This window comes from Streptomyces sp. NPDC051578 (genome assembly GCF_044454045.1).
GTDB lineage: Bacteria > Actinomycetota > Actinomycetes > Streptomycetales > Streptomycetaceae > Streptomyces.
The window spans coordinates 1,288,672-1,300,120 of record NZ_JBITDH010000001.1; the positions used below are offsets into that span (position 1 = coordinate 1,288,672).

Genomic DNA, 11,449 nt, shown 5'->3' on the forward strand with positions numbered 1-11,449 from the left:
AGCTAGTTCTGGACCTAGTTCTTGGTGATCATCGAGCGGAGGAAGAAGAGCAGGTTGGCCGGCTTCTCCGCCAGGCGGCGCATGAAGTAGCCGTACCAGTCCGTCCCGTAGGCGGTGTAGACGCGCATCCGGTGGCCCTCGGCGGCCAGCCGCAGGTGCTCCTCACCGCGGATGCCGTACAGCATCTGGAACTCGTACTCGTCCAGTTTGCGCCCGGCCGCCCGCGCGAGCTCCTGCGCGATGGCGATCAGACGCGGATCGTGGGACCCGATCATCGGGTACCCCTCGCCCTCCATCAGGATCTTCATGATCCGGACGTACGCCTTGTCGATCTCGGCCTTGTCCTGGTACGCGACCTCGGCGGGCTCCTTGTAGGCGCCCTTCACGATACGCACGCGGCTGCCGGCGGCGGCAAGGCGCCGGGCGTCGGCCTCGGTGCGGAAGAGGTACGCCTGGATCACGCAGCCGGTCTGCGGGAAGTCCCGGCGCAGCTCCTCGTGGATGGCGAACATCGAGTCGAGGGTGGTGTGGTCCTCGGCGTCCAGGGTGACGGTGGTGCCGATGGCGGCTGCGGCCTCCACGACGGGGCGGACGTTGGCGAGCGCCAGCTCGTGGCCGCCCTCGAGCGCCTGGCCGAACATGGACAGCTTCACCGACATCTCGGCCTTGTCGCCCAGACCCAGGGCGCCCAGCCGCTCGATCAGCTCCAGGTAGGCGTCCCGCGCGGCGTGGGACTGCTCCACGGTGGTGATGTCCTCGCCGACCACGTCGAGGGTGACCTCAAGGCCCTTGCGCGTGAGGTCTTCGACGATCGGGATGACCTGGTCGACCGTCTCACCGGGGATGAACCGGTTCACCACGGGCTTGGTCACGGGGGCGGCAGAGACGATTCGGCGCATCTTGTCGCTGCGCGAAGCGGCGAGGATCGCAGGACCCAGCACGGGGCACCTCCAACGGGTGGCAGAAGCGGACATACGATCCGTCGCCGGATGGGCGGAGGACGTAGGAAAAACGCAAGTAAAACCACCGTGAAACCTAAGGATCCCCACGATCCTCTGCTATCGACAGCTGTCACGCATCCGTGGCGGCGATCTCATACATATGTCTGACGACCGGTTCGGAGGGTGGGAGAATGTGCGGGTGAAGGGCGATTACCAAGACCTGGTGGATGAGATCTCGGCGCTGGTCGGCGCCCCGGCGACGCTGGAGAACCGGGACTTCCGCCTCATCGCCTTCGGCGCACACGACAGCGACGACGATCTCGCCATGGACCCGGTCCGGACCCGTTCGATCCTCACCCGGCAGTCGACGGCGGCCGTCCGCGCCTGGTTCGAGGCGTTCGGCATCGCCCGCGCCACCGGACCGGTACGGATCCCGGCGGCGCCGGACGCGGGGGTGTTCCGGGGCCGGATCTGCCTCCCGGTGCGGTACCGGGGCATCGTGCAGGGCTACGTGTGGCTGCTGGATCCGGAGCCCGGAGCCGGCGAGGGACCCGGCCCGGCGGCGCTGGCCTCCGCCATGGAGGTGGCCGAGCGGATCGGGGTGCTGCTCGCGCAGGAGGCCCGGGCGGGGGCGGACCTGTCGAGGGAGTTCCGCACGGCGCTCACCGCCGGGCGGGGCTGGGAGCGGGAGATGGCGGAGGCCGCGCTGCGCTCCGCCCTCGGCCCGGACGGTGACGGCCTGCACGCCCTGGTGTGCCTGACCCCGTGGGCCGGGGAGGCCCCGGGCTCGGTCCCGGGCGCGGCGGCGGTGTGCGTGGCGCCGTCCCCGGGGCCGCCGGGGCTGGCCCTGCTGGTCAGGCTCCGCTCGGCGGACGCGCCGACCCCGGCGGAGGCGGTGGCGGCCCGGCTGCTGCCCCGGGGAGCCGCCGCGGCCACCGCCGGGATCGCGGAGCCCCGGCGCGGGACGGCGGGGCTGGCCGACGCCTGGTCGCAGGCCTGGGCCGCGGCCCGGGCTGCGGCCGCCCAGCCCCGGCTCGGCCCGGTGGCCCGGTGGTCGGCGATCGGCCCGTACCGGATGCTGGCCACACTGGCGACGGCCCCGCCGGACGACCCGGCGACCCGCGCCCTCCTCGCCCCGGCCCACCGCGAACTGGCCCGCACGGCGGAGGTCTTCCTCGACTGCGCGGGCCAAGCCGGCCGCGCGGCAGCCGCCCTCGGCATCCACCGCCAGACCCTGTACTACCGCCTGGGCAGAGTGGAGCACCTGACGGGCCTCGACCTGGACGAGGGCGAGGACCGCCTCCTGCTCCACATGGCCCTCAAAACGGCCCGCCTGCGCTGACCGGAGCCGCTATTTCGGCGCGAACGGGCCGCCGGGCGCGAAGGCGTGTTCCGCGAAGCGCTCGCCGATGCGGCGGTGGCCGGCGGCGTCGGGGTGGATGCCGTCCGGGAGGGGGAGGCCGGCGAGGTCCGGCTCGCCGTAGAGGACCCGGCCGTCCAGGTAGTACAGGTGGGGGTCCTCGGCCGCGCGGGCGGCCGTGATCCGGGCCAGCTCGTCACGGATGACGTTGAGGGTGAGGCGCCCGGCGGCCCGCTCCGCCGGGTCGCCCGTCGCCCGGAACCTCAGCGTCCCGTTCTCGAACTCCGGCGCGAGGGGCCCGGGGGTGTCCTCCTGGATCGGGCACAGGATCGGCGAGACGACGAGCAGCGGCGCGCTCGGGTGCCCCTCGCGGAGGGTGTCGAGGAAGCCGTGGACCGCCGGGCCGAAGGCGCGCAGCCGCATCAGGTCGGTGTTGACCAGGTTGATGCCGATCTTGACGCTGATCAGGTCGGCGGGGGTGTCCCGCATGGCCCGGGCGGTGAACGGGTCGAGCAGCGCGTTGCCGCCGAACCCCAGGTTGACCAGCTCCACGCCGCCCGCGCGCGCGGCGACGGCCGGCCAGGTGCCGGTCGGACCGGAGTCCCTCGAACCGTGGCTGATCGAACTGCCGTGGTGCAGCCACACCGGGCGTCCGTGGCCGGCCGCCCCGCTGACGGGCGCGTCGGTGCGCAGGGCCACCAGTTCGGTGATCTCCGCCTGGGGCAGCCAGATCTCGATGTCCTTCTCCCCGGCCGCCAGTGCGGTGAAGCGGACGGTGGCGACGTCTCCGGGCTCGGTCACCCCGGACCCGCCCGTCATGTCGACGGTGAGCACGTTCCCGCCGGCGGCGACGGCACTGGCCGTCAGACGGCCGTCGACGACCAGTTCGTACACGCCGTCGGGCTGCGGCGGTGCGCCCTTGTAGGCCACCTTCGTGGGCAGGACGTCCAGTTCGACGGCGGTGGCGCGGCTGCGGAAGGCCAGCCGGACGCCGGAGGGCTGGGACTCGACCATCGCGAGGTAGGGGTCGGGGCACTGCCTTCGCGCCCGGCCCGGCAGCCGGTGCGGGAGCAACCCGTGCGCGGTGCGCTCCAGTTCGAGCGCACCGCGCAGGATGTGGGGTCCGACAGGGGTGGTGGTCCAGTCCGCCACTTTGGCCTCCTTAGGGGGTGACCAGCGACGATAGCCACACGGCATGACCGGGCGCCGCATGGTTTTCCCCCGGCTCCCCCGGCCGCCCCGCCCGCTAGGCGCCGTCGTCGGCCTTCGCCTGTCCCCCCGCGGCCCGGAAGATGCCTTCGGCGGCCATGCGCATGCCTTCGGTGAACTCCTCGGCCGTGGCCGCCGATTCGGGGTCGAAGATCCACTGGATCATCAGGCCGTTCAGGAGCGCCTGGTAGAACGCCCCGAGGGTGCGCACCTCCCGGTCCGTCAGCTCCTCCTCCGGCCGGCCCGTCATGAGCGCGATCATGCCCTTGCGCCCTTCTCCCTGCGAGGCTGCGAGGAGTTGGCGCAGCTGCGGCAGCCGCTCGCCGCCGAGTGCGACCTCCATGCTCGCCGCCCACAGCGGACCGCTCTGCTCGTGCCCCGATACGACGCCCTCCCACACCGAGCGGAACCGTTCCAGCGAGCCGTCCTCGCCGACCCTGTCGGCCGTCCAGGTGTCGCCCCACTGCTGGATGAGTTCGATGTAGGCCTGGGTCAGCAGCGCGTCCTTGGAGCCGTAGTGGTAGCCGATGGACGCCAGGTTCGTACCCGAGGCGTTGACGATGTCGCGCGCGGTGGTCCGCACGAAACCCTTCTCCATCAGGCACTTCTTCGCGCCCACGAGCAGATCTTCACGATGTCCCATGGCCGCAGCATAACAAGACAAGCGTCATAGACGAATGTCCCTGACGAACGTTCCACACAGTCGTACTAGACAGACGTTTATGACGTCTGTACATTACTTCTCATGACGAACCCCGCTGCTACAGCGCGCCTCGCCGGCCGCCGTGAATGGATCGCCTTCACCGTTCTCGTGCTGCCCCTGCTCCTGGTCTCGATGGACGTCTCCGTCCTCTACTTCGCCATCCCCGCCATCACCCGGCAGCTGGACCCGAGCGCGACCCAGCAGCTGTGGATCTTCGACAGCTACGCCTTCGCCCTCTCCGGACTCCTCATCACCATGGGTTCGCTGGGCGACCGGATCGGCCGCCGCAAGCTGCTGCTGATGGGCGCGGCCGCGTTCGGCCTCGCCTCCGTCGGCGCCGCCTACGCCACCAGCCCGGAAATGCTCATTGCGGCCCGCGTCCTGCTCGGCATCGGCGGTGCGACCCTGATGCCGTCCACGCTGGCACTGGTGCGCAACCTCTTCCAGGACGCCAAGCAGCGCGGCCAGGCCATCGCGATCTGGTCCGGCGTCATGACCGGCGGCATCGCCCTCGGCTCCGTGATGAGCGGCCTGATGCTGAACCACTTCTGGTGGGGTTCGGTCTTCCTCATCAACGTCCCCGCGATGCTGCTCCTGCTGCTCCTGGTCCCCGTGCTGGTCCCGGAGTTCAAGGACCCCGCCCCCGGCCGCTTCGACCTGCTGAGCGTCCCGCTGTCGACGGCCGCCGTCCTGCCGCTGGTCTACGGCCTCAAGGAGATCGCCGCCGAGGGCTTCGAGCCGCTCTACCTCGGCTGCGTGGCGGTCGGCCTGGTCTTCGGCTACGTGTTCCTGCGCCGCCAGCGCACCCGTGAGGACGCCATGATCAGCCGTGCGCTCTTCCAGGGCCGCGGGTTCGGCGCCGGCATCGGCCTCAACACCGTCGCCGCCTTCGCCATGATGGGTTCGGCCTACTTCACCACCCAGTACCTGCAGTCGGTCCTGGGCATGGGCACCCTCGAAGCGGCCCTGTGGAGCCTCGCCCCCTCCCTGGCCATCGGCGCCGCCGCCCCCGTCGGCGCGGCCCTCGCCCAGAAGACCGACCGGGCCTACGTCATCGCCGGCGGGTTCGTCCTCGCCGCCGCCGGGTTCGCCCTGATGGGCCTCCTCGGCACCGACTCGCTGTGGCTGCTGCTGGTCGCAGCCGGCGTCCTCGCCTCCGGCATCGTGACGGTGATGTCCCTCGTCTCCGACATGGCGCTGGGATCCGCCCCCGCCGAGAAGGCCGGTTCGGCCGCCTCCCTGCTGGAGACGGGCCAGGAGTTCGGCGGGGCCCTCGGGATGGCGCTCCTCGGCAGCCTCGGCACCGCCGTCTACCGCGGTGACCTGGCCGGCGCGGACCCGGCCGTACGGGAGACCCTGGGCGGCGCGGTGGCGGTGGCCCAGCGGCTCGGCGGGGAGGCGGGCGGGCAGGTGCTGACGCTGGCCCGGGAGGCCTTCGTGCACGGGATGCGGTACGCGGCCTGGGGCGGCACGGCGCTGCTGCTCGCGGCGGCGGTGCTCGCGGTGGTCTCGATGCGGGGCGTGGGAGCTCCCGCCCCGGCCGCGGCGGAGCCGGCCGAGGCCCCCGGAGTCCTCGCGCACTGAGCCTCGTACAGGAAAAAAGCGGAAGGGCCCCGGGGGAACCGGGGCCCTTCCGCTGCGCGTACGGCCGATCAGGTGAGGCTGACCGTGCGCGCCGAGACGGCGCCGATCTCGGCGGCGATGTCCGTGAGGACGTTGGCCGGGACCTCCGCGTCGACGGTGAGGACGCCGAGCGCCTCGCCGCCCTCCTCGGCACGGGCGACCTGCATGCCCGCGATGTTCAGACCGGCCTCGCCGAGGATGCGGCCGACGGTGCCGACGACGCCCGGGCGGTCGGCGTAGCGCAGGACGACCATCTGGTCGGCGAGCGCGAGGTCGAGGTCGTACGCGCCGATGCCGACGATCTTCTGGAGGTGCTTGGGGCCCGCGAGCGTGCCGGAGACCGAGACCTCCTGACCGTCCGACAGGGTGCCCCGCACGGTCACCACGTTGCGGTGGTCCGGGGACTCCGAGCTGGTGGTCAGCCGGACCTCGACACCGCGTTCCTGCGCGAACAGCGGCGCGTTGACGTAGGAGACCGTCTCGTCGACGACGTCCTCGAACACGCCCTTGAGGGCTGAGAGTTCCAGCACCTTGACGTCGTGCTGGGTGATCTCGCCGCAGACCTCGACGTCGAGGCGGACCGCGACCTCGCCCGCGAGGGCGGTGAAGATGCGGCCGAGCTTCTCGGCGAGCGGCAGGCCGGGACGCACGTCCTCGGCGATGACGCCGCCCTGGACGTTGACCGCGTCGGGCACGAGCTCACCGGCGAGGGCGAGGCGCACCGACTTGGCGACCGAGACACCGGCCTTCTCCTGGGCCTCGTCCGTGGACGCGCCGAGGTGCGGGGTGCAGACGACCTGGTCGAGCTCGAACAGCGGGGAGTCCGTGCAGGGTTCCTTCGCGTACACGTCCAGGCCTGCGCCGGCGACGCGGCCTTCCTTGATGGCCGAGTACAGCGCGGCCTCGTCCACGATCCCGCCGCGGGCGGCGTTGACGATACGGACCGACGGCTTCACCTTGTGCAGGGCCTCGTCCCCGATGAGACCGAGGGTCTCGGGGGTCTTGGGCAGGTGCACCGTGATGAAGTCCGCGACCTCCAGCAGCTCGTCCAGCGTCAGCATCTTGACGCCCATCTGGGCGGCGCGCGCGGGCTGTACGTAGGGGTCGTACGCGACGACCTTCATGCCGAAGGCCGACATGCGCTGGGCGACCAGGACACCGATGCGGCCGAGGCCGACGACACCGAGGGTCTTCTCGCTCAGCTCGACACCGGTGTACTTGTTCCGCTTCCACTCGCCCTTCTTGAGGGCGGTGTTGGCCTGCGGGATGTTGCGGGCCGTGGCGACGAGCAGACCGCAGGCCAGTTCGGCGGCGGTCACGATGTTCGAGGTCGGCGCGTTCACGACCATCACGCCGGCCTTGGTGGCGGCGGAGACGTCGACGTTGTCGAGGCCGACGCCGGCGCGGGCGACGACCTTGAGCTTCTTGGCGGCGGCGATGGCCTCGGCGTCGACCTTGGTGGCGGAGCGGACCAGGATCGCGTCCACGTCCGCGATCGCGGGCAGCAGTTCCGCCCGGTCGGCTCCGTTGACGTGCCGGATCTCGAAGTCAGGGCCGAGCGCGTCCACCGTGGCGGGCGACAGCTCTTCGGCGATGAGTACGACAGGTTTCGAGCTCACGTGGGTCCTCACAAGTCCAGTGCGGACGGCCGTCCCGACGGCCGCAGGCGGTGGAGGGGGTAGCCGCGTGGAAGACGCACGACACTGTGGGCCTGACGCGTTGTGTTGAGCAGTGTAGTAGCGCTTCCGGGCCGGAACTCCGCCTGTACGGAAGGATCACCCGTCCGTGATTGGCCGGGGTGGACAATCGGCGGCTTCGGAGGGTGCCGATCCGGCCTGATCGGCTCGGCGGTGACGCCGCGGCGGCCGGGGCCGGTGGTGCGCGGCGGGGCCGGGACTCGGTCCCGGGCCCGCCGCCTCACCCGATCAGCTCTCGTCGTTGTCGACCCAGCTCATCAGCTTGCGCAGCTTCTTGCCGGTGGTCTCCAGCAGGTGCGCCTCGTCGGCCTTCTTGTACTCGTTGTACTTCGGCAGACCCGCCTTGTACTCGGCCATCCAGGTGTTGGCGAACTCGCCGCTCTGGATCTCCGCGAGGACCTTCTTCATCTCGGCCTTGGTGGCGTCGGTGATGATGCGGGGGCCGGTGATGTAGTCGCCCCACTCGGCGGTCTCGGAGACCGACCAGCGCATCTTCTCCAGGCCGCCCTCGTACATCAGGTCCACGATGAGCTTGAGCTCGTGCAGGCACTCGAAGTACGCGATCTCCGGCTGGTAGCCGGCCTCGGTCAGGGTCTCGAAACCGGCCTTGACCAGGGCGGAGGCGCCACCGCAGAGGACGGCCTGCTCACCGAACAGGTCGGTCTCGGTCTCCTCGGTGAAGGTCGTCTTGATGACGCCGGCGCGGGTGCCGCCGATACCGGCCGCGTACGAGAGCGCGAGCGCGAAGGCGTTGCCGGTGTAGTCCTGCTCGACGGCGGCGATGCAGGGCACGCCGCGGCCTTCCTCGTACTGGCGGCGGACCAGGTGGCCCGGGCCCTTCGGCGCGACGAGCGCGACGTCCACGTTGGCCGGGGGCTTGATGAAGCCGTAGCGGACGTTGAAACCGTGACCGAAGAAGAGCGCGTCGCCGTCCTTGAGGTGGTCCTTGACGGACTCCTCGTAGATCTCGGCCTGGAGCGGGTCCGGGGTCAGGATCATGATGACGTCGGCCCACTCGGCGGCCTCGGCGACGGGGAGGACCTTGAGGCCCTGCTCCTCGGCCTTGGCCTTGGACTTAGAGCCTTCCTTCAGACCGACCACGACAGGGACGCCGGAGTCGCGCAGCGACAGCGCGTGGGCGTGGCCCTGGCTGCCGTAGCCGATGACCGCGACCTTGCGGCCCGCGATGATGGACAGGTCGGCGTCGTTCTCGTAGAACAGCTCGGCCACTGGGATATCTCCTTGGTGCGCTGGTGTTGCTCCCACCGTACGGCGGGGAACGGAATGAGAGTTTCTCGGTCTCGCCATGCGGGCGGCTTGCGTGTCGTCGCCGGGTCACCGGCGGGTCGCCGCGCAAGGCCGCCGCGCGGGGCGATCGGTCAGGCGCTGCGGTCGAGCGCGCGCAGGCTGCGGTCCGTGATGGACCGGCCGCCACGCCCTATGGCGATCGTGCCGGACTGCACGAGCTCCTTGATGCCGAAGGGCTCCAGCATCTTGAGCATGGCGCCGAGCTTGTCGCTGCCGCCGGTGGCCTCGATGGTGACGGCCTCCGGGGAGACGTCGACCGTCTTGGCTCGGAACAGCTGCACGATCTCGACGATCTGGGAGCGGGTCTCGTTGTCGGCGCGGACCTTCACCAGAACGAGTTCGCGCTCGATGGCGCTGTGCGGTTCCAGCTCGACGATCTTGAGCACGTTGACCAGCTTGTTCAGCTGCTTGGTCACCTGCTCCAGCGGGAGGTCCTCGACGTTCACGACGATGGTGATGCGGGAGATGTCGGGGTGCTCGGTGACGCCGACCGCGAGGGAGTCGATGTTGAACCCGCGGCGGGAGAACAGCGCGGCGATCCGGGCGAGGATGCCGGGCGTGTTCTCGACCAGGACGGAGAGCGTGTGCTTGGACATGTGGGGCGTTCTCTCTCTCGGCTCTCTCGGCTCAGTCGTCTTCGTTGTCGCCGAAGTCGGGACGGACGCCCCGGGCTGCCATGACCTCGTCGTTGGAGGTGCCGGCGGCGACCATCGGCCACACCATGGCGTCCTCGTGGACGATGAAGTCGACGACCACCGTACGGTCGTTGATCGCGTTGGCCTCGGCGATGACACGGTCCAGGTCGGCCGGGTCCTCACAGCGCAGGGCGACACAGCCCATCGCCTCGGACAGCTTGACGAAGTCCGGGACGCGGGTGCCCTGGCGGGGGGCGACGGACTCGCCGAGCTGGGAGCCGACGGTGTCGTGACCGGTCTCGTCCGCGTGCAGGACGGTGTTGGAGTACCGCTGGTTGTAGAACAGGGTCTGCCACTGGCGGACCATGCCCAGTGCGCCGTTGTTGATGATCGCGACCTTGATCGGGATGTTGTTGAGCGCGCAGGTGACCAGTTCCTGGTTGGTCATCTGGAAGCAGCCGTCGCCGTCGATCGCCCAGACCGTGCGCTCGGGCATGCCGACCTTGGCGCCCATGGCCGCCGGGACGGCGTAACCCATGGTTCCGGCGCCGCCGGAGTTCAGCCAGGTGCGGGGCTCCTCGTAGTTGACGAAGTGCGAGGCCCACATCTGGTGCTGGCCGACGCCGGCCGCGTAGATCGTGTGCTCGGGGGCGAGCTCGCCGATGCGCTGGATGACCTGCTGCGGGGAGAGCATGCCGTCCGAGGGCAGGTCGTAGCCCAGCGGGTACGTCTCGCGCCAGCGGTTGAGGTCCTTCCACCAGGCGCTGTAGTCGCCCGCGTTGCCCTCGGTGTGCTCGGCCTGGACGGCCTGGATCAGGTCGGCGATGACCTCGCGGGCGTCGCCGACGATCGGGACGTCCACCTCGCGGTTCTTGCCGATCTCCGCGGGGTCGATGTCCGCGTGGATGACCTTCGCGAAGGGGGCGAAGCTGTCCAGCTTGCCGGTGACGCGGTCGTCGAAGCGGGTGCCGAGGGCGATCAGCAGGTCCGACTTCTGCAGCGCGGTGACGCCGGTGACCGAGCCGTGCATGCCGGGCATGCCGACGTGCAGGGGGTGGCTGTCGGGGAACGAGCCGAGGGCCATCAAGGTGGTGGCGACGGGGACGCCGGTCAGTTCGGCGAGGACCTTGAGCTCGGCGGTCGCGCCGGACTTCATGACGCCGCCGCCGACGTACAGGACCGGGCGCTTGGCCTGGCAGATGAGCTTGGCGGCCTCGCGGATCTGCTTGGCGTGCGGCTTGGTGACCGGCCGGTAGCCGGGCAGGTCGTGGGTGGGCGGCCAGGAGAAGGTCGTCTTCGCCTGGAGCGCGTCCTTGGCGATGTCGACCAGGACCGGGCCGGGGCGGCCGGTGGAGGCGATGTGGAACGCCTCGGAGATCGTCCGCGGGATGTCCTCGGCCTTGGTGACGAGGAAGTTGTGCTTGGTGATCGGCATGGTGATGCCGACGATGTCCGCCTCCTGGAAGGCGTCGGTGCCGATCGCCTTGGAGGAGACCTGGCCGGTGATCGCGACCAGCGGGACGGAGTCCATGTGGGCGTCGGCGATCGGGGTGACCAGGTTGGTGGCGCCGGGGCCGGAGGTGGCCATGCAGACGCCGACCTTGCCGGTCGCCTGGGCGTAGCCGGTCGCGGCGTGGCCTGCGCCCTGCTCGTGGCGGACCAGGATGTGACGGACCTTCTTGCTGTCCATCATCGGGTCGTAGGCGGGAAGGATGGCGCCGCCCGGGATGCCGAACACGGTGTCGCACCCCACCTCTTCGAGAGAGCGGATGAGGGACTGCGCACCCGTGACGTGCTCAACTGCGGCGGACTGCTGTCCACCCGTACGGGGCCGCGGCTGCGGATGGTGGGCCCCGGTGGCCTGGTCGGTCATCGGCATTCTCTTCTCGAAGCTGAGGGTTTTACGAGGAGCGGGGATCCCCCGACCGTGGCCGGGGGCGTGTGCCAGTGCAACAAAAAACCCCTCGTGCCGG

General features: G+C 70.6%; 9 protein-coding genes. 2 read left to right on the forward strand and 7 right to left on the reverse strand.

The genetic code is table 11. The features are described 5' to 3' along the window. Positions 1–14: 14 nt before the first annotated feature. Positions 15–941, reverse strand: coding sequence for a proline dehydrogenase family protein (locus tag ACIA6C_RS05775; RefSeq protein WP_366081965.1), 927 nt, complete (start codon positions 939–941; stop codon positions 15–17). 199 nt (positions 942–1,140) lie between these two features. On the opposite strand from ACIA6C_RS05775, the gene ACIA6C_RS05780 reads away from it, so the two are divergent. After that, positions 1,141–2,283 (forward strand): helix-turn-helix domain-containing protein, encoded by a 1,143-nt coding sequence (locus ACIA6C_RS05780; RefSeq protein WP_361128240.1) that lies wholly within the window; start codon positions 1,141–1,143, stop codon positions 2,281–2,283. A gap of 9 nt (positions 2,284–2,292) precedes the next feature. Here the strand turns inward: ACIA6C_RS05780 and ACIA6C_RS05785 are convergent, their stop codons facing one another. Together ACIA6C_RS05785 and ACIA6C_RS05790 are read right to left on the reverse strand one after the other, a co-directional pair. Further along, complete coding sequence (locus tag ACIA6C_RS05785) at positions 2,293–3,498, reverse strand: GDSL-type esterase/lipase family protein (protein ID WP_399273150.1); 1,206 nt, start codon at positions 3,496–3,498, stop codon at positions 2,293–2,295. A 49-nt stretch (positions 3,499–3,547) separates the two neighbouring features. Beyond that, on the reverse strand, positions 3,548–4,153 hold the full coding sequence (locus tag ACIA6C_RS05790) for a TetR/AcrR family transcriptional regulator (RefSeq protein ID WP_361128245.1): 606 nt from the start codon (positions 4,151–4,153) through the stop codon (positions 3,548–3,550). A gap of 102 nt (positions 4,154–4,255) precedes the next feature. Between ACIA6C_RS05790 and ACIA6C_RS05795 the strand changes: the two genes are divergently transcribed. Continuing rightward, positions 4,256–5,797, forward strand: coding sequence for an MFS transporter (locus ACIA6C_RS05795; RefSeq protein ID WP_399273153.1), 1,542 nt, complete (start codon positions 4,256–4,258; stop codon positions 5,795–5,797). Between the two features lie 68 nt (positions 5,798–5,865). On the opposite strand, the gene serA is transcribed toward ACIA6C_RS05795, so the two are convergent. The 4 genes from serA to ACIA6C_RS05815 all read right to left on the reverse strand — a co-directional run bounded on the left by serA (position 5,866) and on the right by ACIA6C_RS05815 (position 11,355). Then, positions 5,866–7,455, reverse strand: coding sequence for a phosphoglycerate dehydrogenase (gene serA, locus ACIA6C_RS05800; RefSeq protein ID WP_399273155.1), 1,590 nt, complete (start codon positions 7,453–7,455; stop codon positions 5,866–5,868). A 306-nt stretch (positions 7,456–7,761) separates the two neighbouring features. Then, positions 7,762–8,763, reverse strand: coding sequence for a ketol-acid reductoisomerase (gene ilvC, locus ACIA6C_RS05805; RefSeq protein WP_136214557.1), 1,002 nt, complete (start codon positions 8,761–8,763; stop codon positions 7,762–7,764). Positions 8,764–8,912: 149 nt separating this feature from the next. Continuing rightward, positions 8,913–9,437 carry an acetolactate synthase small subunit gene (gene ilvN / locus ACIA6C_RS05810; protein WP_136214556.1) on the reverse strand — a complete coding sequence of 175 codons (525 nt, stop codon included), beginning with the start codon at positions 9,435–9,437 and terminating at the stop codon, positions 8,913–8,915. A 31-nt stretch (positions 9,438–9,468) separates the two neighbouring features. Then, on the reverse strand, positions 9,469–11,355 hold the full coding sequence (locus tag ACIA6C_RS05815; protein ID WP_361128255.1) for an acetolactate synthase large subunit: 1,887 nt from the start codon (positions 11,353–11,355) through the stop codon (positions 9,469–9,471). Positions 11,356–11,449 lie beyond the last annotated feature (94 nt).

Excerpts from the sequence above, each read along its gene's own strand:
- ACIA6C_RS05785 (WP_399273150.1), bottom strand. The coding sequence starts at position 3,498 with ATGCCGTGTGGCTATCGTCGCTGGTCACCCCCTAAGGAGGCCAAAGTG.
- ACIA6C_RS05790 (WP_361128245.1), bottom strand. The coding sequence starts at position 4,153 with ATGGGACATCGTGAAGATCTGCTCGTGGGCGCGAAGAAGTGCCTGATG.
- ACIA6C_RS05795 (WP_399273153.1), top strand. The coding sequence starts at position 4,256 with ATGACGAACCCCGCTGCTACAGCGCGCCTCGCCGGCCGCCGTGAATGG.
- ilvN (WP_136214556.1), bottom strand. The coding sequence starts at position 9,437 with ATGTCCAAGCACACGCTCTCCGTCCTGGTCGAGAACACGCCCGGCATC.
- ACIA6C_RS05815 (WP_361128255.1), bottom strand. The coding sequence starts at position 11,355 with ATGCCGATGACCGACCAGGCCACCGGGGCCCACCATCCGCAGCCGCGG.